The 21,838-nt window shown below is 42.6% G+C and carries 20 protein-coding genes; 6 read left to right on the top strand and 14 right to left on the bottom strand.

Annotation, left to right across the window (positions count from 1 at the left end):
* The first annotated feature begins 18 nt into the window (after positions 1-18).
* On the top strand, positions 19-1,170 hold the full coding sequence (locus IMZ28_RS07680; protein WP_197548001.1) for a hypothetical protein: 1,152 nt from the start codon (positions 19-21) through the stop codon (positions 1,168-1,170).
* A 125-nt stretch (positions 1,171-1,295) separates the two neighbouring features.
* On the opposite strand, the gene IMZ28_RS07675 is transcribed toward IMZ28_RS07680, so the two are convergent.
* From IMZ28_RS07675 to murJ, 11 genes are all read right to left on the bottom strand, one after another.
* Entirely contained in the window at positions 1,296-2,453 is a 1,158-nt protein-coding gene (locus IMZ28_RS07675; protein WP_197548000.1) for an SO_0444 family Cu/Zn efflux transporter, read from the bottom strand.
* A gap of 82 nt (positions 2,454-2,535) precedes the next feature.
* The gene (locus IMZ28_RS07670; protein ID WP_197547999.1) at positions 2,536-2,760 is read right to left on the bottom strand and encodes a FeoA family protein; all 225 of its coding nucleotides are present in this window, start codon (positions 2,758-2,760) and stop codon (positions 2,536-2,538) included.
* A 1-nt stretch (position 2,761) separates the two neighbouring features.
* Entirely contained in the window at positions 2,762-4,885 is a 2,124-nt protein-coding gene (gene feoB / locus IMZ28_RS07665) for a ferrous iron transport protein B (RefSeq protein ID WP_197547998.1), read from the bottom strand.
* Positions 4,886-5,137: 252 nt separating this feature from the next.
* The gene (locus IMZ28_RS07660; protein ID WP_197547997.1) at positions 5,138-6,265 is read right to left on the bottom strand and encodes an OprD family outer membrane porin; all 1,128 of its coding nucleotides are present in this window, start codon (positions 6,263-6,265) and stop codon (positions 5,138-5,140) included.
* A gap of 141 nt (positions 6,266-6,406) precedes the next feature.
* Positions 6,407-6,967 carry a CDP-diacylglycerol--glycerol-3-phosphate 3-phosphatidyltransferase gene (pgsA, locus tag IMZ28_RS07655; RefSeq protein WP_197547996.1) on the bottom strand — a complete coding sequence of 187 codons (561 nt, stop codon included), beginning with the start codon at positions 6,965-6,967 and terminating at the stop codon, positions 6,407-6,409.
* 56 nt (positions 6,968-7,023) lie between these two features.
* Positions 7,024-7,803 (bottom strand): enoyl-ACP reductase, encoded by a 780-nt coding sequence (locus tag IMZ28_RS07650; protein WP_197547995.1) that lies wholly within the window; start codon positions 7,801-7,803, stop codon positions 7,024-7,026.
* Positions 7,803-8,699, bottom strand: a complete 897-nt coding sequence (gene dapA, locus IMZ28_RS07645) for a 4-hydroxy-tetrahydrodipicolinate synthase (protein WP_197547994.1) — start codon at positions 8,697-8,699, stop codon at positions 7,803-7,805. The genes IMZ28_RS07650 and dapA overlap by 1 nt, the downstream gene beginning before the upstream one ends.
* Before the next feature lie 77 nt (positions 8,700-8,776).
* Positions 8,777-10,111, bottom strand: a complete 1,335-nt coding sequence (locus tag IMZ28_RS07640; protein ID WP_408646983.1) for a M16 family metallopeptidase — start codon at positions 10,109-10,111, stop codon at positions 8,777-8,779.
* Between the two features lie 113 nt (positions 10,112-10,224).
* The gene (locus IMZ28_RS07635) at positions 10,225-11,289 is read right to left on the bottom strand and encodes a quinone-dependent dihydroorotate dehydrogenase (RefSeq protein ID WP_197547992.1); all 1,065 of its coding nucleotides are present in this window, start codon (positions 11,287-11,289) and stop codon (positions 10,225-10,227) included.
* A gap of 63 nt (positions 11,290-11,352) precedes the next feature.
* The gene (cysS, locus tag IMZ28_RS07630; RefSeq protein WP_197547991.1) at positions 11,353-12,750 is read right to left on the bottom strand and encodes a cysteine--tRNA ligase; all 1,398 of its coding nucleotides are present in this window, start codon (positions 12,748-12,750) and stop codon (positions 11,353-11,355) included.
* Positions 12,751-12,966: 216 nt separating this feature from the next.
* Positions 12,967-14,373, bottom strand: a complete 1,407-nt coding sequence (murJ, locus tag IMZ28_RS07625) for a murein biosynthesis integral membrane protein MurJ (RefSeq protein ID WP_197547990.1) — start codon at positions 14,371-14,373, stop codon at positions 12,967-12,969.
* Positions 14,374-14,510: 137 nt separating this feature from the next.
* Between murJ and ruvA the strand changes: the two genes are divergently transcribed.
* Both ruvA and IMZ28_RS07615 read left to right on the top strand, forming a co-directional pair.
* Entirely contained in the window at positions 14,511-15,068 is a 558-nt protein-coding gene (gene ruvA / locus IMZ28_RS07620; protein ID WP_197547989.1) for a Holliday junction branch migration protein RuvA, read from the top strand.
* A 112-nt stretch (positions 15,069-15,180) separates the two neighbouring features.
* Positions 15,181-15,858: an outer membrane protein gene (locus tag IMZ28_RS07615; RefSeq protein WP_197547988.1), complete on the top strand. Its 678-nt coding sequence runs from the start codon at positions 15,181-15,183 to the stop codon at positions 15,856-15,858.
* A gap of 117 nt (positions 15,859-15,975) precedes the next feature.
* Here the strand turns inward: IMZ28_RS07615 and IMZ28_RS07610 are convergent, their stop codons facing one another.
* The 3 genes from IMZ28_RS07610 to IMZ28_RS07600 all read right to left on the bottom strand — a co-directional run bounded on the left by IMZ28_RS07610 (position 15,976) and on the right by IMZ28_RS07600 (position 18,241).
* Complete coding sequence (locus tag IMZ28_RS07610; RefSeq protein ID WP_197547987.1) at positions 15,976-16,803, bottom strand: damage-control phosphatase ARMT1 family protein; 828 nt, start codon at positions 16,801-16,803, stop codon at positions 15,976-15,978.
* Positions 16,804-16,842: 39 nt separating this feature from the next.
* Entirely contained in the window at positions 16,843-17,526 is a 684-nt protein-coding gene (locus IMZ28_RS07605; protein WP_197547986.1) for a C40 family peptidase, read from the bottom strand.
* Positions 17,527-17,887: 361 nt separating this feature from the next.
* Positions 17,888-18,241 carry a hypothetical protein gene (locus tag IMZ28_RS07600; RefSeq protein WP_197547985.1) on the bottom strand — a complete coding sequence of 118 codons (354 nt, stop codon included), beginning with the start codon at positions 18,239-18,241 and terminating at the stop codon, positions 17,888-17,890.
* A 240-nt stretch (positions 18,242-18,481) separates the two neighbouring features.
* Between IMZ28_RS07600 and IMZ28_RS07595 the strand changes: the two genes are divergently transcribed.
* The 3 genes from IMZ28_RS07595 to IMZ28_RS07585 are packed head-to-tail and all read left to right on the top strand — an operon-like array spanning position 18,482 to position 21,819.
* Positions 18,482-19,624 carry a BaiN/RdsA family NAD(P)/FAD-dependent oxidoreductase gene (locus IMZ28_RS07595; RefSeq protein ID WP_197547984.1) on the top strand — a complete coding sequence of 381 codons (1,143 nt, stop codon included), beginning with the start codon at positions 18,482-18,484 and terminating at the stop codon, positions 19,622-19,624.
* 4 nt (positions 19,625-19,628) lie between these two features.
* The gene (locus IMZ28_RS07590; RefSeq protein WP_197547983.1) at positions 19,629-20,870 is read left to right on the top strand and encodes a L,D-transpeptidase family protein; all 1,242 of its coding nucleotides are present in this window, start codon (positions 19,629-19,631) and stop codon (positions 20,868-20,870) included.
* 10 nt (positions 20,871-20,880) lie between these two features.
* Positions 20,881-21,819, top strand: coding sequence for a L,D-transpeptidase family protein (locus IMZ28_RS07585; protein WP_197547982.1), 939 nt, complete (start codon positions 20,881-20,883; stop codon positions 21,817-21,819).
* Positions 21,820-21,838: the final 19 nt, after the last annotated feature.

The raw sequence follows: 21,838 nt of genomic DNA, 5'->3' as shown, positions 1-21,838 counted from the left end.
TTTTGAAAAGGAGCGGGTATGAAAGAACATGAAGGGAGTGTTGAAAATATAGAGGAGTCTCCTAAAAAAACAGAAGAAACTGTTGCGAATGAAGAGGGTGTAATGGAAAAATCTTCCTTGAACGAAGATGAGGCAGCAGAGTCAGGAAGAAAATCGTCTGAAAGCAAAGAAGGGTCTGTTCAGGAAGAGAGTAGTGAATCAGCGGGAGTACTGGATGAGGAGGCGCTTTCCCAGATAGAGAATATGAACAAACACGATGCCGCTATTTTATTGATCAAAAAAACGTATCATATTGTAGATGATACAGAAAAACAGTTGGATGCATGTAAATTATTGCTCCAGGAAGATCTTAAAAGTTATGAAGAAGCCAAAGAAGAGTTGAAGGCCGGGGCACTGAATGAGAGTGAGTCACTGCTGGATGAACTTGGGTATGGAAAAGAGGAAGAGGAGTCAACTCACGAGGATGAAGTGGCATTCAAACCCAAAGAAGAGTTGCCTCCTTTCATTGTTAAGAATATATCCAGTGGTAAATTCAGCAGTTTTCTTTTGTCTCTTATTGCAGGAGTCCTTATATTTGCCGGGCTTATCTTTCTTGCAGCAGAAAAAGTCGGCATTACGCTGGATATGAGCAAGGTTCCGTCTGTGGATACAGCCAAGCAGGTATTGGGATGGTATGCAACACTGTTTGGTGCCAAACCGGATATGTTTCTGGGTGGAGGTTTTGTTGTTATCGTCGTATTGGTTGTAATGGGGATCATTTATAGTGTCCGTACCTCAATGCGGGCAAGCAGTAATCTGCAGTTTGCCAAGAAGCAGCTTGAGGAGGCTCAGGAGTATGCAAAAGTGAAAGGTAACTGTAAAGAGGAGATGGACAGAGTCGATGCGCACATGAATGATGCAATCAAGATACTGAAAACCTATCAGGTAGTGTTGCAGGAGCAAAATGGAAAACTGAAAAGAATTTTGCATATTGAAGGTATCAAAGAGGAGATCCCGGAGTATCACGAAAAATCACGTTTTGAGATGAATGAAACCGATACCCTGGTAAAAGCTGTTAAAAACTTTATAACAACATCAATGTCTGAAGATGGAAAGCTTTCAGGGAAAAGTACACTCTTCCTGCACAGTGCCAAATCCAAACTGCAAAATTTCCTTGACAGGTGCTACTAGGAGTTTGTCTCCTCTCTTCATAGGAGACAAGTCTTACCGACAAGACGAGGCTGGTAAGTCTATTCCCTGTATTTCTCTTTCTAAAGTGATATGATATCTATTTTTAGGCAGTAAAGATCTGTTGACTATGGACAGCAGGATCCTCCGCTGCAGTTCTTTTTCTTTACAAAGTACGGTTGTAGTACAAAATAGAGTATCAGTACCCAGAGAATAATGGAACTGAGTATGGCGATGATACCTCCATCTTCATCCATCTGAATGAGTGAAGCAGGATCGATATTGGAAGCATCAAACACATAATCCATCCCCAGTCCGAAAAGAATACTCCCAATGACAATAGTTCCCAGGTAGATGGTAAGCGAACGGCTCCCAAGCATCTTTTTAACCACACCGATGGTTACCGTATTTGTAGCCGGTCCTGCAGAGAGGAAAACGAAAGCAGCTCCAGCACTTACACCGCTTAACATTAGGCCTGCAGCGATAGGGAGTGATGCTGTTGCACATACATACATCGGTACAGCAATGGCAATGACGATGAGGTAGCTTAGCCAATTGTTGGTTTCAAGTATTTCGCTTAGATTATCCGGGATAGTAACGGTTATAAGGGCACCGATAACAAGTCCCCAAAAAAGTGCTTTGGCAATGTCTTCAGGCAGAGTAATAAAGGCATATCTTATTACGGATGTAAATGAGAATTTTTTTGTCCTGCCAGTGTTACAGGAGGAGAAACCTGGTGAGGGATAAGGGGTGGAGAGTAAGGAGCGATGATCAGTGACATTGTGCAATGTTTCTGTAGTGAAGATGGGTGCTGCAGCCCAGTGTGCTGCCTTGAAATAGTTCTCTTTTTGTATTTCTTCTGTTTCTCTTTTACTCTCTTTATCGAAAAGATTGGCAAGAATGCCTGCCGCTGTAGCGATGATCATCGACGTTATGACCCGGTAGATCGTAAAGATCCATCCAAAGATCCCGTAAGTTGCCAGAATGGAGTCTACGCCAGTAATAGGTGTCGAGATCAGAAAAGAGAGTGTTGCACCTTTGCTTGCACCTGATTTTTTGATAGATGTAGCCAGCGGGACAACTCCACAGGAGCAGACTGGAAGGGGGATACCAAAAAGGGTGGATTTAACTACCGAAGTGATATTGTCCTTGCCCAGATGCCTTGTGACGATACTGTTTGGTATGATCTCATGCAGTATCCCAGCAAAGAGAAGACCAGAAAGAATGTAAGGAGCCATGGCAATGCTCAGTTGCCAGAGTGCTCCAAAGAAGTGTGTTATCTCCATACTGTAACCTTTTTGTTACTGTTATATAACAGTGATGATATATGAAAACTTCAAAATCGGTTTCAAGCTTATCTTTGATAAATCAGATTTTTTCGACTTCTATCTTTTCTGCTTCTTCAGCACGCAGAGCAATGTGGGTTCCGCCTACTTCTATCTCCATTGTCTGTTTTGCAAGAGAACAGCCCTTGACTGTAAGTTCTTCACCACGCATCACACCAAAAGAGTTGAGACGGTCTTTGAGTGCCTTGTCTGCATGTATCTGAATGATCTCACCTCTGTCGCCTTTGTGTAGCTCATGTAGTCTCATATCAGCCTCCTGTAATTATTAGTGTGACTCTGTATGCAATGAAGCTCAGTACCCATGCACTAAGTGTTGTCATAAAGAATAGATAAACGAGGTATTTCCACCCTCCGGCTTCACGGGCAAAGACCATAGATGCGGCCAGACACGGAAGGTAGATCATAACAAAAACAATAAAGGCAATGGCAGAGGCAAACGGTATATTGGCTTGAATCTGTGCTACAAGACCCTGGTTACTCTCATCGACCTCGTTTCCAAGAGAATAGAGTACCCCCAGTGTTGAAACAACAACTTCCTTGGCAGCAAGTCCAGTCTCCAGTGCAACAGCCATACGCCAGTCAAATCCTAAAGGAGCGAAGAAAGGCTCTGAAAGATGACCGATTTTACCAAGATAACTCTCTTCAAGCAGTTTTGCTGTCAGTTCGTTGGAAAGTCTCTGTTTCTCATCAGAAGTTTGTACCTGTTCGATCTTGGCAGTATACTCTGCTTCAAGTGCCAGATTCTTAGGATAGTTGCTTGCAAACCAGACAAGGATGGAAGCTGCCAAAATAAAGGTACCGGCCTTTTTTAGATAACTTTTTGCCTGTCCGTACACAGTGTGCCATATAAGCTTGGCTGAGGGCATACGGTATTTTGGCATCTCCATAACAAAAGGTTCATCATCACCTTTAAAGACAAAAGTTTTAAGTACTTTTGCCATGATAAGCCCCAGTATTGCACCGGAAATATAGATTATAAAAAGGATATTACCTGCTTTCTCCTCTGAAAAGAAAGCAGCTGCAAAGAGTACATATATGGGCAGTCTGGCTCCACAGCTCATAAAACCGATGATAAAAAGAGTAATGAGCCTGTCTTTTTCATTCTTCAGTGTACGTGCCGCCATATATGCCGGTACGGAACATCCAAAACCGGTAACAAGGGGGATAAAGCTTTTTCCGTGCAGTCCGAATTTATGGAAGAATCCGTCAAGTAGAAAAGCAACACGGCTCATGTACCCTGTAGTTTCAAGCAGGGCGATCCCAAGAAAGAGAATGACAATATTAGGAAGAAACATAATGACAGCACCTACACCGGCGATCATTCCGTCAGCTACGAGTGATCCAAGTTCCCCATCACCAAGTATGCCCTTTGCCTGCTCTCCAAACCAGGTAAATGCGGCATCTATATAGTCAACAGGAATCGAACCAAGTTCAAAGGTGAGTTGGAAAAGCGTCCACATGAAAAAGAGAAAGAGAGGAATTCCAAGCCATTTGTTGATAAGCAGGTTATCGATCTTTTGTGTCAGGTTTTTTGCTCTCATGGATTTGACAGACATTACTTCCATTTTTGCACCTTTTGCAAAAGCAAAATGTTCATCTGCAAAGATCTCTTCCAGGTTTTTTGTCCCCATATGCAGATAGATATGCTGAAGTGCTTCTCGTATGATAGGAAGCAGCTCTATCCAGATAGGTTCATCATGCATTTTTTTGTAAACATCGGTATCTTCCTGCAGGAGTTTTACTGCGAGGTGTCGATAGGGAAGGTTGCTTTTGTAGTTTTTCTCCTTGAGAAAAGCTACAATATGTGCTATCTCTTCTTCTATAGGATCAGAGTAGATTATTTTGGCAGTGGTTTCTGATTTTTCATACACCTCTACAATGGCATGTTTGAGTTCTTCGATGCCCTCTTTTGTATTAGCGGAAGTTTTAATGCATGGCACTCCCAAAATAGCAGAGAGCTGTTTTTCATCTATTTCGATACCTTCTTTTTCGGCTTCGTCACTCATGTTAAGTGCTACGATAACTTTTTTGCCGGTTTCAAGCAGTTGAGTGGTAAAGAGGAGGTTACGCTGAAGATTGGTTGAGTCGACAACATTGACGATAAGATCGTATTCATCACTCTGTAAAAAGCTTTTGGTGACCTTTTCTTCTATGGTATATTCAGTAAGAGAGTATGCTCCGGGAAGATCAATAATATGCACTTCATAGTCTCTGCACGAGACTTCATCACAAAGGTTAAAAATAACTTCTGTCTTGTCAACAGTAACTCCTGAAAAGTTCCCGACTTTAAGTTTTGCATTGGAGATCGCATTGATAAGAGAAGATTTTCCTACATTGGGTTGCCCTGCGAGTGCTACGATGATCTTTTCCATAAATTAGGAATCCTTATAATCTTTTAAAAGTAAAATGAAAATAGTTATCATTTAGTTTCAATTAGAGGTAATGTACTCCTATTTTACTTAAGAAAAGTTAAAATTGACATCGGTTATCAAAAAAACTTTTTTATTTGGAATAAGAGATTTTTAATAGAAGTGAGAAAGATGTTTATGAGAAGAAGTGCTTCGGACACTCTCCCATAAAGGAGAGTGATGTATTCAAAAATTTTGGAGATTTAAAGTTACAGACTAAAACTTGTATGTAGCTATGATCTCAAGTGCATTGATGTCATCAGCACTACCATAGTTTGTATTGGAATAGACAAGGTCTGCAGAGATACAGTTAGTCAGTCCATAACCAAGGATCAGGTCAAATTCATGTCCATTATCAGTACTTTGCTCATACTCATAATATGCATAACTGGCAGTTGCAGAGAGTCCGTTAAACTCATTTGCTGCTTCAACTTTGAAAGCATCACCTACAGAGTTGGAAGTAAATGTGTTCCATGAACTTGTATATATTGTATCTCTTCCGACATACCCTGCAATATTGTCAGAAACATTAGCATATGCCGCCATGAGTGAGAATCCTGCAAGTTCCCCAGCAATTTTTACACCAAAAAGATCGGAATCTATAGCAGTATCGTAGTCAGTATTAACATATTGTGCTGCCAGCTGTACACTTGCGAAGTTATAGCCTGCATCAACATAAACCTGTGTATAAGCTGCTGCATCTACATTGTAGTACCAGATGCTTCCGTTAAGTGTTTTGTTGTCATATGCTGCACCAACTGTCCAGTTGTTTCCATCACCAATATTTGTAAGGTCAATGAAGTCATTACCTGAGTTATTTGGTCTCCAGGCTTTTACATATGAACCAACCAATGTAATGTTTTCAATAGAGCTGTTTGCTACGGTATATGCTTCGAAGCTACCTGGAGCAAGCAACCAGTCAAAACCTCCAAGCATTGGTGTGTCAAGCAGCTGACGACCGAGGATGAAAGTTGTATTCTCATAGCTTGCAGTGATGTTTGCTACATTAAGATAGGCACCAGTTGTCTGACCTTCCATTGGATAGTTCTCATCAATAAGATTGGTGTATCCAACAGCTGTAAAGTTGGCACTGATGTTTTCATTGATTTTATGTGTGATATCGAGGGTAACTGCCGCACCGAGTTCACTACTGTCTTTGTCAAAAAGATCAATACTGTCATCAGTATAATAGTAAAGCTGTGCTTTACCATTGATAGTTGTATTTGCATTGCATGCCTCTGCCGCAGGTGCTTCAACAACCGGTTCTACTGGTGCAATGTCTCCACCGGCAACTGCAGTGCTGATAGCAAGAGCCGCTACTAAACTAAGTTTTGTCAATTTCATGTAATATCCTTGTTTTGTTTTATAGAGCCTAATATTAACAGATTATAAACGAATAGGTTAATCTAATATGATTAATTTTTAATCAATATCTGGATTTTTGTAAATAGACGGCTCTATTTAATATAGAGTATGCAGTGTCAGTTATGTCAGGGAAGTATGTTTAAAGAAGTCACGTACATACTCATATCCGGAATAGAGGGTTAAAATAACGGAGATCCATAGAAGAAGTTCTCCTCCGGGCCAGTGCATCAGTAAAAAACCTATAGCGATCATCTGGGCAACAGTTTTGATCTTTCCCATCCATGAAGCTGAAATGTCAAGTCCCTGAGAAACGGCAGAAACCCGAAGTCCTGTAATAAAGAGTTCACGGGTAAGAATGAGAAAGATCGCCCATGGTGATGCCATATCCTGCATCATTAGTCCAAGAAAACCTGCAAGTGTAAGCATTTTGTCTGCCAAAGGGTCTAGTATGGAGCCCAAAACAGTGATCTGATCGAATGTTCGTGCAATATAACCGTCAAAGAAGTCAGTGGCAGAAGCGACTACAAAGATGAAGGCAGCAAAGTAGTTGAGCCAGGTAGGGTGAACTCCATGAAAGAAAGAAGCATCTTGGTTGACAAGAAAAAGGAACATGAGCGGTGCAAGGAGCAGACGGATGAAGGCTAGGATGTTGGGGATATTGAATATCTGTGATTTTGCCATGTATCCTGCTCCTTTAAAATAACTATACGGTTGTTCTTAACTCTTAACTATTAACGCTAGCGGAATGTTGTTCCCCCATCCACTACGATGGTCTGTCCTGTGATCCAGCCGGCATCGTCTGTACAGAGGAAATAGATCGCTCCTGCAAGATCTTCGGGAGTGCCCATTCTGTTAAGTGCAGAACGCTTGATGGTTTCAGCTTTGACCTCTTCATAGTTGGTAAAGGCTTTGAGTGCATCTGTGTCGATTGGACCACCTGAGACAGCGTTGACTCTGATACCCATTTCTCCAAGTTCGACGGCTGCATAGCGAGCCATGGCTTCTACCGCTGCTTTATTGGTACCATGGCCCGCATAGTTTTCAATATAGATGAGATTACCTGTAGAGGAGAGTGTTACGATGGACCCGCCACCTACTTTCTCCATACGTTTGGCAGCTTCCTGCGAACCTGCTACGAATGCACCTACTGTTGCAGTATAGATGTTTGTCAAACCTTTTTTGGGGCGGAGTTTCATAAATTTACCGTATCCTCCGACAACCGGACGGCCGTAGATCATGGCATTGCTGACAAAGAAATCGACTCTGTCAAAGTCCTGGTCTATCGCTTCAAAAAGCGGTTTGAATTCATCGGTGTCCATAATGTTAAGAGGGTATGCTTTTGCTTTGATACCATATGTACTGCTGAGTGTATCGGCGATCTCATCAGCTGCTTCTTTGTTGGAGTTGTAGGTAAATGCCACATTGACTCCATTCTGGGCAAATTTCTCTGCAACTGCTTTCCCGATGCCTTTCGTTGCACCTGTGATAACGACGGTTTTGCCTTTCATTTCTGACATTATGCTGCTCCTGCAATAGTATATTTTTTCATGATCTCTTCGATCTTCTTCATGTTTTCGCTGCTTGGCGGAACGAGAGGCAGCCTGTATTCAAGTGTCTCTGTCAAACCTGCAATGTACATTGCAGCTTTAATAGGAATAGGGTTACTCTCACAGAAGAGTACTTTATTGATAGCAAAAAGATCATCGTTGATCGCTTTGGCTGTTTTAAAGTCTCCTGCAAGTGCAGCATGGACCAACTTCGCTTTCATATCCGGAAGGAGATTGGATGTTACCGAGGTTACACCTTTCCCGCCGCTTGCCAAGATAGGGAAATCGATCGCATCATCACCGCTGAAAACATAAAGGTCCGGTATTTTTGCCAACAGCTCAACGGTTCTTTCGATGGAACCTGTGGCTTCTTTGATTCCCATGATATTGGGGACGTCATCAAAAAGTCTTTTGACTGTGTCAGGGAGAATATCCACACCTGTACGTCCGGGTACGTTATAGAGCATGAAAGGTACTTCGACGGCACTTGCGATCGCTTTGTAGTGCTGATAGAGTCCTTCCTGACTAGGCTTGTTGTAGTAGGGACTGACAGAGAAGAGTGCATCGACACCGCAGTCTGCTGCATGCTTTGCAATATCTATAGCTTCATGGGTTGCATTGCTCCCGGCACCGGCAAGTACTTTCGTATCGGTGCCTTTGCATACTTCAACTGCGATTTCGATACATCGTTTGTGCTCATCATGGCTGAGTGTGGCACTCTCCCCTGTTGTACCCACAGGGCAGACAGCATCGATGTTGTTATCTATCTGTCGCTGAATAAGTCTGGCATAGGTAGCTTCATCAAGCTGGCCGTTTTTCAATGGTGTGATGAGTGCAGTAGTTGCACCGGTAATGTAGTTGTTCATATCTGTTCCTACTTCTTTGTTTCTATAAATATTTTGTCAATGGTATTATTCTGGATCTGTTCAGAATAATATGTTACTTATTTTTCTTCTTCTTTCTTAAGAATGACGGTTGTAGAAAAATTATGGTCGAAATATTTCTTAGCCACTCGACTAATATCTTTGAGTGTTATTTTATCCAATTTCTCTTCATATTCAAGTAAAGGTTCAAGATTTCCTTTAGCCAGGTAGTCTCCGTAAAGGCTTGCAACAGAGTTTGAGCTCTCTAAAGAATAGATGAATTCAGCTTTTGTATTGATCTTGACTTTGTCAAGTTCTGCCTGGGTAACATTTCCCTTCTTGAGTTTTTCAAGTTCGGAGAGGATCTCTTTTTCAACATCTTCTATCTTCACACCCGGGTTAATCATCGCCATTATAAGAAAGACCCCCGGATCTTTCATTTCCATATTGTAGCCGTATATCTGATTGACCAGATGTTTTTCGTGTACCAGTTTCTTCTCAAAGCGTGAACTCTTGCCTGCACTGAGAATATGGCTGATTGCTGAAAGTACTACCTGGTCTTCATGTTCATAGTTTGGAATGGCATAGGCAATGGCAAGTGTATCGACCCGGTTGCTCTCTTTATGGAGAGTGACTCGTTTTGCACCATCTATTTTGGGCTCAACTGCTTTGACAACAGGTATTTTGTGTTCGTTTTTGATATTTCCGAACTGTTTTTGTGCCTCCTTAAAGACAGTTTCCGGGTCTATGTCTCCGGCAACGACTAAAATGGCATTTTCAGGCTGGTAATACTGGCGGTAGAAAGTTCTTATATCTTCGATCTTCCATTCTAGAATATCTTCCATAAAGCCGATGGGAAGCCAGTGATAAGGATGGTAGACATAATGGGTATTGAAGAGTCTGAAATAAAGATAGCCCATAGGGTTGTTATCTGTTCTTAACCTACGCTCCTCTGCAACCACATCACGTTCTTTCTGAAACTCTTCATCGGTAAGTTTGAGATTGTGCATCAGTTCTGCAAAGAGTTCGAATGTCATACCCAGGTTCTTGCTGGCAGTTTTGATAAAGTAGTGCGTCTTGTCAAAACCGGTTGAGGCATTGTTGACTCCGCCATGTCCTTTGACAATCACATCGAACTCCCCTTCTTTGAGCTTTTCTGTCGATTTGAAACTGAGATGTTCGAGCATATGTGCCATACCGCTTTTACCCAGTATTTCATTTCGGCTTCCTACTTTGTAGTAAATATCTGTTGTGATAACACCTGAGTCATTATCCATAGGGATTACGACTACTTCCAGTCCGTTATTAAGTGTTTTTGTAAAATGTTTTGGCAATGAATTGGCCATTGATACTCCTGAGATCAAAAATAGTGTCAGTACTATTTTTTTAGTGATAAGTGATGAGTAGTGAGTGATGAGTAGGGGTATGCAATGCTTTGCAATGCTTTTGCTTCCAAATAAGCGCTTTTTTAAAAAAAGCGTACTACAGTTCCTCATTCTCAACTCCTTGTTCCTCATTTGATTACCGATTACCGGTGATCAGCGCCTATCGCTTCACTGATGTGACTATACCCGTCTTTCTTTAACAGATCAATGAGTCCTTCATTGATCTCTTTAATAAGCGCAGGACCTCTGTAGATAAGCATACTGTAGATCTGTATGAGGGATGCACCGGCTTTGATTCGCTTATAGGCTTCTTCAGCCGAGTCGATGCCGCCTACAGAAATGAGCAGGGTTTTGCCGTAAAGCTCTTTTCCGATCGCCTTGAAGAGTTCATAGCTTTTTTGGGTCAGCAGTGCACCGGATATACCTCCAAAATCTTTTGCATTTGGGGTGAGAGAGTAGTCGACAGTAGTATTTGTTGCAATGATGCCGGCAGCACCGGCTTCAACGGCTGTATGACATAAAGCGATGGCATCCTCCGGTGTCATGTCAGGTGCGATCTTGAGCAGTACAGGCTGATCAGTGATACGTTTTGCCATTGCAAAGATATCTTTGATGAACTGTTCATTCTGAAGATCCCTTAGTCCTGGAGTGTTTGGGGAAGAGATGTTGATAACGATATAGTCACCATACGCTTTGAATGCGTTGAAGAGTATCTCATAATCATTCAGTGCCTCCTTTTCGGGAGTCATTTTGTTTTTTCCGATATTGATGCCAACAGGGTAGTCGAAGAAGTAGAGCTTGTCAAGCTGTTTGAGCATATACTCTTTGCCTTTGTTATTGAAGCCCATGGCATTTTGGATAGATTGTTCCTGGATAAGCCTGAAGAGTCTTGGTTTGGGGTTCCCGTCCTGCGGTTTTGGTGTGACCGTACCTATCTCGGTAAAACCAAAGCCCATGGTAGGCATGGCAGTGATATACTCTCCGTCTTTGTCAAATCCTGCTCCCAGTCCGACCGGATTTTTGAATCTGCGTCCAAAGAGTTTCTGTTCAAGCATCGGATCTGTAACAAAATTCTTTTTGGCAAAGTAGCGAAGCAGTACAGGAAAGTGCACAACACTTTTCAGACCAAAACCTGCCAGGGTATGCGCGGTTTCAGGATCAAGTTTGAAAAGCAGTTTTTTGAGGGTTTCATAAGAACAAAGTGACATGGGGTTCTCCATGGGGAATTAATGAGAGATTATACCTAAATCTCAATAAAAGTAGGGTCTGTATCAGCCCCTCTCCCATACTGTACCTTCAGGCGTGTCCATAATGACAATACCCATAGCGGTAAGTTCATCACGGATGGCATCGGAGGTAGTGAAATCTCTGCATTTTTTAGCTTCGGTACGTTTTGCGAGGAGTGCTTCGATCTTTTCTTTAAGCGCTTCATCAACACCGATTTGGAAATAGGAGAAAGGTTCTTTCCCGCCAAACCCCAATAGAGTATCGATGAATTCGATATTGGCAATGGTCTCTTTTTTGAGTGCCTTGTCCTTGGGATTGGCATCAAGTTTTTCATTGGCTGCTGCTACCATTTCATCGATGACAGAGAGTGCGACAGAGATATTCAGGTCATCTGCCATGGCATCGAGCAGTGCTTTTTTGAACTCCTTGTTGACAGCAGAGGCTTTCCCTGGGAGCACCCGTTTTTTAAGACGGTAGAGTTTGTCGAGGCGTTTTTTTGCCGTATGCAGGTCTTCTTCATTGAAATTGAAGTCGTTTCGGTAATGCACCGAATTGAGATAGTAGCGCAGTATTTCTCCATCATAGACCTTGAGCGCATCCTTGAGGAAAAAACTGTTACCAAGACTTTTGCTCATCTTCTCTCCGTCTATCTGTACAAAGCCGTTGTGCATCCAGTACTTGGCAAGTTCATGGCCCGTTGCACAGCGGCTCTGGGCTGCTTCATTTTCATGGTGCGGGAAGAGAAGATCCGCACCTCCGCCATGAATATCGATGCTGTACTGGCCGTTGCCTTTGAAATGTTTCTCTATCATCGCGGAACATTCAATGTGCCAGCCCGGACGGCCGGAGGAAAAGGGTGCTTCGAAACAGATATCCTCTTTACCTTTGCAGGCTTTCCACAGAGCAAAGTCTTTGGGGTTTCGTTTCTCTGAACTGTGTTCGACACGGCTTTGTGTGTCATCATCACTGACTTTGTGCGATATATCACCGTAATGGCTGTCTTTTGCCGTATCAAAATAGACATCACCGCTGGAGACGATATAGGCAAACCCTTTATCAATGAGTGTCTGTATCATATCTTCAATGGCCTGGAGTGATTCAGTTGCCTTTGGTTCGATATCTGCACGCTGTATACCAAGCTGACCCATCTCTTCAAGATAGCGTTCTATGTAGTAGGAAGTTATCTCCTGCATACTTTTGCCTGTCTCTTCAACCTTTTTGATGATCTTGTCATCGATGTCTGTAAAGTTTTTTCCCATTGTTACCTTGTATCCCAGTACTTTTAGGGTACGTGAAAGCAGGTCAAAGGCAAGGGAACTGCGTGCATGTCCAAGATGTGCATCATCATAGACAGTAGGACCGCAGACATAGATACTGGCTTCTCCCGGTTTGATGGGTTCAAAAGGGCGTTTTGTTTTGGTGACACTGTCGAAGATGAACATGGCTGTATTGACCTTGTGTGTAGAATTGGAAAAGTGATTATAGCCAAAAATTCGTTATAGCCAAAACCTTATTGGGTATCGGGTATCATAGCTGAGCTTTCCCCTGAATCCTGACAGCCGTTGTCAATTGCAAGATCATCTGTAGGCTTGAGCAAATACCGGGATGGTATTGATGATCTGTGAGATATAGCGTAAAATGTTTGACAATGGCAAAACTTACCGGATAAGTGTCAGCAGCCAGCGGTTAAGTTCATATATAAGTAGTGCAAAAGGCGGCATTACGGTAAGAAAATAGAGTGAACGTCTGTTTTTAAGGATACGTTTCAATGTGTTGAATCCAACCTCTTTAACTGTAAAGACAAACAGTACCCACCCCCCTATGCTTCCTGCCAGTGCCAGTCCGGAAGCTCCCATGGGATGCATCAGCAAGAGTGAAAAAGAGACGGATGTGAACAGTGAGTAGATAGCAACTTTTGCTGCTTTTCTGTGTCTGTGTGAAGCATAGAGAAAGAGTGAGAAGAGTTTTGCCATACCGAATGGGAGCAGTCCTATCATATACATTTGAAGTACGCGCATAGTTTCAAAGGTTTCAGCCTGTGTGAACTTTCCTCTCTCAAAGAGCAGCCAGATGATCGGTTCGGCAAGCAGTATACCGCCGATCATGGCTGCACCCAGAAGAAAGGCAAGCAGCCAGAATGCCTGGGTAAGATTTTGGTAGGCTTTCTCTTCCTGACCATTCTTCAGAGCTTTTGAAACTGTAGGAAAGAGTACGGTTGCCGTAGCGATGGCAATAATAGCAAGCGGTAGCTGAAAAATACGGTTTGCGTAAAAAAGAAAAGAGACAGAACCGGTCATCAGAAAAGTAGCCAGAATGGTATCGACAAAGGCAGATATCTGTGGGGTGGAGTTTCCAAGTATTCCGGGAAGAAAAAGGGATTTAAAGTGTTCTTCTTCTCTCTTGACCTCTTTTGTATTACGGTATTTCCACCCTCCAAGCAGCAGCCTGTCCAGTTTGAAATGTTTGAGGGTGACAAGGTGTACAGCTACCTGCAGTAATCCGCCGATGAGTACGGCAAAACTGAGTGCATAGGCAACTGTTTTGGGATCATCCTTCATGAAGATCCACAGTGCACAAATCATAGAGATGTTAAGCAGTGCGGTAGACATAGCGGTTGTGGCAAAGTGCTCTTTGTACTGTAAAAGGGTTGCCAAAAATGTGACGACAAAGATGAGGTCAAGGTACCAGAAGTTGATGGCAGTCAAAGGTGCGGTCTGCTCAATAAGCTCCCATTCCCATCCCCATGCAAGAAGTTTTGTTACAGGATCCGGGAAAATGGTAATAAGAAGCGAAAAAGAGATTAAAAAGAGTAAAAAGCGCAAAAAGATCGCTGTTGCGAAGACTCCTTTGTGTCTGGATGCAATGAAAGAGGGCATGAACGCCTGCGTGAAGGCCCCCTCGGCAAAGATACGTCTGAAAAGGTTGGGCAGTTTGAAGGCTACAAAGAACATATCCGACCATACTGAAGCCCCCAGTGCCGACGCCATAAGGATATCTCTTCCAAGACCGGTAATGCGTGAAAGCAGGATGCCAAAACTGTTGGTGAAGATCGATTTAAGTCGCATGATTCTCTTTGGATTATCAGATAGATGTATTTTAGCGTAATGTTGATTTGAAATAAAAACATAACAATTTGACATATTTTTACTCTTTGCTGTTGAAGAATTGTTATACTCTGGTAATTCAAACAGAGGACAGAAAAATGATCGTGGGAATTGAAGGGATCGTAGAGAAGAAAGATCCGACATATGTGCATATAAATGTTAACGGGCTTATCTATGAGGTGCAAGTCTCCATCAATACTTCCAATGCCATACAGGAGAGCAGGGTGAAACTCTATGTCACGCAGGTGATACGGGAAGATGCCAATCTACTTTTCGGATTTAAGGAGATGAATGAGAAGAAGATGTTCGATACACTCATCAAGATAAATGGTGTAGGGCCAAAAGTAGGATTGGCAGTCTGCTCGACCTTTACACCGGAAACCTTTGCCAGAGTAGTAACGGGCAAAGATGTCGGGATGCTTAAACGTGTACCCGGTATCGGCCCCAAGGCAGCCAGTCGCATTTTGGTGGAGCTGGCAGACTTTATTGTCGATGGCAGTGAAGAGGACAGCAGTTCAGGTGCGATGGGTGAAGCGGTGATGGCGTTGGAGAGTCTTGGCTTTAAAAAAGAGGCTATTCTGAAAGCACTTGCCGGATCTTCCGGTGATACGAGTACGTTGGTGAAGGAAGGATTAAAGAAATTACAGAGATTGTAGATGCAGTATTCTTGTTGTTAAACAGACCTTTTATGTTCAAAATAATTAAATATTTTTTAAGAAGATAATAGATATAATTTATTATCTTAAAGGTGAATAGGAGGAATTTAAGATGAAAAAGTTTACATTTTCTGTAGTAGCGAGTTTGGCAATGAGTACACTTGCAATAGCGGGTGGAAATATAGAACCGGTGGTTGAACCGGTAGTAGAAACAGTAGTACCGGCAGTCAAGAGCGGCTTCTACGTGGGAGGTGCCATCAGTGCTGTTCAAAATGATTTTAGAACCTATGGTGTATATAATGGTGAAGAAGATACATATGCAGTAGGAAATACAGACCATTTAGGCGGGATGCTTCAGGTCGGATACAAGTTCAACCAATACCTGGCAGTAGAGACACGTTATTGGATCGCAGGAGAGGAGGATTGGTCAGATCCGGTGAATTGGGGAGAAAACTCTTCTTTTACAACAGAGTTTGATGCAATGGGACTTTACCTTAAACCAATGTATCCTGTCATGGATGGACTTGATGTGTACGGATTGCTTGGGTTTGCTCTTATGAATTATGACCTGACTGAATATTATAATGGTGAACCGGATGCACATCGGAATTTTTCTGATACGGCTTTCTCTTACGGAGTGGGAGCATCCTATGCCATCAATGATTCGCTTGCTGTCTTTGTGGATTATGTGAGACTCTATGATGATACGATCCAGGTATGGTACAATGGAGATGTGTTTGCAGATATTACTTCCGATACATTTAACTTCGGTATCACATATAGTTTTTAAAAATGTTTTTGCCGCATGATTTGCGGCAAAGAAAGATATAAGTTTTTGCTTAAAGATTGGAAATACATTTAGTGCTGATAGAGGTTGTATCAGTCTGTTATGCTTTGTATTGATATGTTAATGTCGTATAAAGATCAGCTCTCCAACCTCTTGTCCAATGGCCTGTGAGACAACACTGCATTTGACGATAAAGAGGTAGTATAGTACACGGTCAGTGATGTCGTAAAGGCTTTCGTAGTTGCCCATTCCTTTTGCCAGCACAATATCGGCTTCCTTGAAAAGTATTTGAGATTCGGTATTGGCATAGCCAAGATCGTAGCCGGGCGTGGGAACACCGGTATCGACTATATCCGCGACACTGCGGAGGATATCTGCTTCTTTGGCAGTTACATCGTTAATGATTGGTTTGCCTCTGGTAAAGTAGTACACCTTTATGTTGTAGTGTACTTTGATGGTTTCTATAAGGAGTTTGTCAAAGATGTGTTCTCCGGTATTGTCACCGATATAGACCATTGTTTTGGCGCGGGAGAGCTCATCTTCAAAGCTCTTGAAATCATCGATACCAAAGGTTTTGTGAAAGTGTGTTTGTATGGTCTCTTCAAGATCGAGTGCTTTTTGTGATCCAAAGTCGATGACATTGCCTATGACGGCAAATTTTACCGCATCGTGCAGACTCTTGACAAAAGAGGTATCGACAGAGAGTGCCATTTTTGTAGCGCTCTCTTTGGCCTTTGCGACCGGATCATACTCTCCTGTCAGTTCAGCGATCTTCTCATAAGTCTCTTTTGCGATCTGTGGCGGTGTATGATCAAGATCATGCTCTAAGAGGATCTGTGCTGTAGAATCCAGAAGTTTTTTGCTGCTTTTGTCATCGAGCTCCAGCAGTTTGCACACTTTGAGTGTCTGGTTCATAATGCAGGTGATACAGTCTGGTTTGATATGCATGGTGTACGGCTTTCTGTTTTTGCGAATTATAGCACAGAACTACCCGTTTTGAGGGATGATCCTTCGTGCCGAAACAAAACAGTTTCTGTATTTTCCGTGTGTGATCGGGGAGATGATAATACCCTGTTTTCTGGAAGCGGCATGGATGAATTCACCGTTACCGACATAGATGCCCACATGGGTCACAGGGATGCCCCGTTTTCTGTCTGTCAGGAAAAAGAGAAGATCACCTTTTTGTAGTTCGTCAAGAGTGACAGTCCTTCCTTTCTTTGACTGTGACCATGCAGTGCGCGGTAGATCGATCCCCTGTTTTTTGTAAAGGTACTGCACATATCCTGAACAGTCAAAGCCTTCGGGAGTTGTACCACCCCATACATATTTCCCACCCTTGAAGTAGCGGGCGTACCTGAGCAGAGCTTCTCTGTCAGCTGTAGTCAGTTGATAGGTTGTTCCCTCTTTTTTCGCAGCGGTATCGGCCTGGGCAATACGCTCAGCCGCTTCTTTGGCTGCCTGGGCTGCACGGGCAAGATTCTCTTCTCTGTGCAGCTGGTCATACATAGCCTGCAGAGAGAACTCCCTGGCATCCTGGTTGAGGTACTCATTTTCCGAGTGTTCAAGTATTTTTTCCTGTACAATAACGCCTTTTTTGTCAGTGATGACAAAAAGATTTGCCGCATACACGGCAAACGGTATAAATAGGAGTGAGAGTCTATAGAACTTCATATCCTTATTTTATCATAAGGGCACCTCTAATAACCCCATATGCTCATAACATTGCCGGCTTTGTTCTAGGCAAGGCACACTTTACAGACCTAGCCGTAGCTAAGTCGAAAAAGTGTAACGCCGCATAGGGCAAAGCCGGCATTGCCCAAAGGGGTGGGCTTTGCAGACGCGATCTTTCACAAGATGCTTCCATCGTCTTAGCTTTGGCTAGGACTTGAAAGCCTCTTGCAAAATCTCACATCTGCAAAACCCATTATGGGCGTATGGGGTTATTAGAGGTGCCCATAAGACTATTGACAAAAAAAGAACAGAAACATATATTTTAGGTTTTGAGAAAGCAAAACTGCTCAGGCTTCATAACTCAGTGGTTTGTGCCGCAAAAGTTTGCATCACAACCGTTAACCTTGCCTGAGAATTTTGAGTTGTTGACAAAAAATTTGAGTATACGTTTTTTACGTTTTTGAAAGAGTGCGTTTTTGAGAGAGGAGAGTCCTTTGGGTTTACCTTTATGTATCTTTTCCAGCATACCGGGTGTTTCAAAAAAGAAATCCCAGTCATCTTCATCGATCTGTTTTGCCATATAGAATGGAGTACCATGACAGGGAGTACAGAGTTTGGTTACGGTTCTGAAGGCTTGTGTATCATATTTTTCTGCACTAAAAGAGAGTGTTGCTGTGCTATAGAAGAGCAGGGTGGTCACCAGTAGTTTTTTCATAGATATACCTTTGCATTTCTGTTTGGCTATATTATACATAAAAGTGTGTGGATTGTTCGTGTAGCATGTTTACGTTTTGTGAATTTACACTGCAGGAACCGAAGAGAAAGTCTGACAGGATCATAGATATGATCTTTTTGCTAAAAAAATATTTAACCAGAAAAAGCTAACAGACAGACTGAAAGAGGATCACTCTATAACTATACAGTTTGAATGGTATAAAAAAGATATAATACACGCATGGATCATCAACTTATTATTATTGGCTGTGGAGCAAGTGCATTAATGCTGGCTTCACTGCTTCCAAAAAACAGCGCTCTTCTCATCGATGTCAACCCCAGACCGGGTGCCAAGATACGCATTTCAGGCGGAGGGAAATGCAATATCACCAATGCAAGGATGGATGCATCATTCTATTTTGGAGAGTTTGATTTTGTCAAAGAAGTATTGAAACATTTTGACGAACAGGCACTGCTGCGATGGCTTGAACGACAAGGTTTGCATCCTGTACTGCGCAAAGAGAGCCAGTATTTTTGCCAAAACTCTTCAGAAGAGCTGCTCGATATTCTGCTCAAAGAGAGCCGCAGACAGAAGTTCCTGCTCAATGAACAGGTTCTTGGTGTACGTAAACGAGGAGAGATCTTCTATGTGAAAACCAATAAACGGACCGTTACGGCTCCTCGAGTAGTTGTCGCGTCCGGAGGTCTGAGTTTTCCCAGACTGGGTGCCAGCGGGATAGGTTATGAGATTGCAGAGCACTTTGGCCATACCATTAGAAAGACCGCTCCGGCACTGGTAGGTTTTACAGTACAGAAAGAGCAGTTTTTTTTTAAGGAGCTAAGCGGGGTTTCAACGGAGGTAACCATAAAAGCAGGGGAAAAAATATGTCAAGGTTCTCTGCTCTTTGCCCATAAAGGCATTAGCGGTCCTGCAGTACTTGATGCTTCTCTTTTCTGGGAAAAAGGGAAGATCGTGATTGATTTTCTTCCAGGGTTTGACTGGCGAATACTGCAGAGGAGTAAAAAACAGATCAGTTCTCTTTTTCCGATGCCAAAACGTGTAACTAAGGCATTTTTGCTACAATTTAACATTGAAGATAAAGCGGGGACTACACTTTTACCGGACGAACTCCAAAAACTTAAACACTTGAATGAATACACTTTTGCACCTGCAGGGACTTTCGGCTATAGCAAAGCCGAAGTAACCAAAGGGGGAGTGTCAACAGATGAGATTGATGAAAGAACGATGGGGAGCAAGAAGGTGAAGGGGCTTTATTTTATAGGGGAAGTACAGGATGTAACAGGCAGGCTTGGAGGCTACAACTTCCAGTGGGCATTTTCAAGTGCCTATGTCTGTGCACAAAGTTTAAAAACAAGGAAGTAAATAGATGAAGATAAGTGTTTTGGTTGTAATGGTGTCGGCTCTGCTTTTGAACGGGTGTGTGGATACACCCGACAGTGAAGGGTGGCACAGCTCTCAGAAAGATGAATTCCTGGATATCCTGGAGAATGATAGATATGCTTCGCTTTGTGATCAGAAAGCTTTGTATCAGAAAGTCAAGGAGAGTGAAGACTCGAAACTTATGAGTAAACTGCTTCTATCCTATACGAATAATCTTGCCAACAGCTGTATTGATATTCCTGCTTTCAAGAAAGCGCAGGAGGCAAGAAGATCAGAAAAGTTTAAAACACATTTTGAGATATATGAAGAGGAAGTTGATTCAAAGCGTATTAAAATGCAGCTTCAGGCAGGAGAGAGCATAGAGAAGATACTCCAGCCGTATGTGCCGACCTACAGGGAGTTTGAAAGACTCCTGATGATGTATAGAACATTACAGGCACAGGGGAATATGGAAGCATCTACGCTGCATAAGATACGGTTGAATATCGAAAGGGTCAAGTTGATGAAACCGGAAAGAAGCAGGAACTATGCTCTTGTAAATATTCCGGAATTCAGAGTCCGCATTATTGAAGACGGCAAGACAGTGGTTAATATGGGTGTTGTTGTCGGGAAAAAGCATATGCAGACTCCGGTCTTCGGAGAAGACTTGAAATATATTGTTGTAAACCCGCAGTGGAATGTCCCTGACTCTATTGCAAGAAATGAAGTGATACCAAAACTTCTGAAAGATCCGGACTATCTTAAAAAACAGCGTCTGGTAATTCGCAGAGATTACAACCTGGAGTCACCATTGCTCTGTGCCACAGATGTTAATCTCACTGCATACAACGGAGGGAAGGGACCGGTACCGTTCAAGTTTATTGAACCTCCTTCAACAAAAAATGGCCTTGGTCGTGTAAAATTCCTTTTCCCGAATGATCACTCTGTTTATATGCACGATACCCAGTCCAAGTATCTTTTCAAGCGTAAAGTGCGTACCTACAGTCATGGTTGTGTACGTCTTGAGAGACCACATAAGATGCTGAAGTATATTATTACACACTATACTTCTACATCATGGGAAGAGACACAGGAAATGTATGAGAGTTTTAAAACACACTATATTGCCATAACCAAAAGATTGCCGGTCCACACGGCCTATTTGACGACATATGTCGATGATGACGGAAAATTAAAGATCTTTAAGGATATCTATAGATATGACGAGATCCAGAAACTCAAATTCTAAGGTTTGAGAGATGATGACAAGGACGTGGCTGATAGTGGCTGACTTCTTTGTCATACTCTTTCTTCTTTTTTCCTTCATCCTTTTTTTTCTCTATCCTCCTGCTTATGCGCCACCGGTACAGCAACCGGCAGTAAAACAGCAAATGCATACCGTATCAATCCGTACTGAAAGTAACAAAAGCATACCTTTGCTCCGGGAAGAAAATGTAACGCTGACGTTACTCAATGAGTTCAATACAACAGAGGTGAACAGGAGTACGGTCATGAGTCTGGAAGAGGTCATGCGCTTATCACAGGAGGTAGCTATGAGAGAGTATCTGGAACGGAGTAAATATATCTACAGTACTTTGGAAGAACGTCTCAAAGCTGTGGATGCAAAACAGGGTGACCCGATATTTATCCGTATTTTCAAAAAAGAGTCTCTGCTTGAAGTGTGGATCAGAAAGGATGAAAAGTATGTCCATCTGAAAGACTATACTATCTGTGCCTATTCCGGCCGTTTAGGACCCAAACTTAAGGAGGGAGACAGGCAGGCACCTGAGGGGTTCTACCGTGTCTATCCAAAACAGCTCAATCCCCACAGTAAATTCCACCTTGCTTTCAACCTGGGCTATCCCAACGCCTATGACAGAGCACATAAGCGTAACGGATCATACCTGATGGTACACGGAAACTGTGTCTCTGTCGGGTGTTATGCAATGACAGATGAGAAGATAGAAGAGATATACGGCTTGGTAGAGTCAGCTCTCAAAAATGAACAGAAGTATGTGCCTGTTCATATTTTTCCTTTTAAAATGGAAGAGGAGACCATGGCAGAGTACAGTCACTACAGGTGGTATGACTTCTGGATGAAGCTCAAAGAGGGATATGACTACTTTGAAGCTGAAGAGGTACCGCCGTATGTTGATGTCATAAATGGTGAGTATATCATTTCTGAAGCGAGAGAATAGAGGCTTTATGCTAAAATAA

Origin of the sequence: Sulfurovum indicum, assembly GCF_014931715.1 — a bacterium.
GTDB classification, from domain to species: domain Bacteria; phylum Campylobacterota; class Campylobacteria; order Campylobacterales; family Sulfurovaceae; genus Sulfurovum; species Sulfurovum indicum.
Note: the sequence above shows the minus strand (reverse complement) of the source record. Positions and strands in the feature narration are given on the sequence as shown.

Excerpts from the sequence above, each read along its gene's own strand:
- dapA (WP_197547994.1), bottom strand. The coding sequence starts at position 8,699 with ATGAACAACTACATTACCGGTGCAACTACTGCACTCATCACACCATTG.
- IMZ28_RS07605 (WP_197547986.1), bottom strand. The coding sequence starts at position 17,526 with ATGAAGTTCTATAGACTCTCACTCCTATTTATACCGTTTGCCGTGTAT.
- IMZ28_RS07680 (WP_197548001.1), top strand. The coding sequence starts at position 19 with ATGAAAGAACATGAAGGGAGTGTTGAAAATATAGAGGAGTCTCCTAAA.
- IMZ28_RS07615 (WP_197547988.1), top strand. The coding sequence starts at position 15,181 with ATGAAAAAGTTTACATTTTCTGTAGTAGCGAGTTTGGCAATGAGTACA.
- IMZ28_RS07670 (WP_197547999.1), bottom strand. The coding sequence starts at position 2,760 with ATGAGACTACATGAGCTACACAAAGGCGACAGAGGTGAGATCATTCAG.
- IMZ28_RS07600 (WP_197547985.1), bottom strand. The coding sequence starts at position 18,241 with ATGAAAAAACTACTGGTGACCACCCTGCTCTTCTATAGCACAGCAACA.
- IMZ28_RS07635 (WP_197547992.1), bottom strand. The coding sequence starts at position 11,289 with ATGTCACTTTGTTCTTATGAAACCCTCAAAAAACTGCTTTTCAAACTT.
- IMZ28_RS07650 (WP_197547995.1), bottom strand. The coding sequence starts at position 7,803 with ATGTCAGAAATGAAAGGCAAAACCGTCGTTATCACAGGTGCAACGAAA.
- feoB (WP_197547998.1), bottom strand. The coding sequence starts at position 4,885 with ATGGAAAAGATCATCGTAGCACTCGCAGGGCAACCCAATGTAGGAAAA.
- IMZ28_RS07595 (WP_197547984.1), top strand. The coding sequence starts at position 18,482 with ATGGATCATCAACTTATTATTATTGGCTGTGGAGCAAGTGCATTAATG.
- IMZ28_RS07585 (WP_197547982.1), top strand. The coding sequence starts at position 20,881 with ATGATGACAAGGACGTGGCTGATAGTGGCTGACTTCTTTGTCATACTC.
- ruvA (WP_197547989.1), top strand. The coding sequence starts at position 14,511 with ATGATCGTGGGAATTGAAGGGATCGTAGAGAAGAAAGATCCGACATAT.
- IMZ28_RS07610 (WP_197547987.1), bottom strand. The coding sequence starts at position 16,803 with ATGCATATCAAACCAGACTGTATCACCTGCATTATGAACCAGACACTC.
- murJ (WP_197547990.1), bottom strand. The coding sequence starts at position 14,373 with ATGCGACTTAAATCGATCTTCACCAACAGTTTTGGCATCCTGCTTTCA.
- IMZ28_RS07675 (WP_197548000.1), bottom strand. The coding sequence starts at position 2,453 with ATGGAGATAACACACTTCTTTGGAGCACTCTGGCAACTGAGCATTGCC.
- cysS (WP_197547991.1), bottom strand. The coding sequence starts at position 12,750 with ATGTTCATCTTCGACAGTGTCACCAAAACAAAACGCCCTTTTGAACCC.
- pgsA (WP_197547996.1), bottom strand. The coding sequence starts at position 6,967 with ATGGCAAAATCACAGATATTCAATATCCCCAACATCCTAGCCTTCATC.
- IMZ28_RS07590 (WP_197547983.1), top strand. The coding sequence starts at position 19,629 with ATGAAGATAAGTGTTTTGGTTGTAATGGTGTCGGCTCTGCTTTTGAAC.
- IMZ28_RS07660 (WP_197547997.1), bottom strand. The coding sequence starts at position 6,265 with ATGAAATTGACAAAACTTAGTTTAGTAGCGGCTCTTGCTATCAGCACT.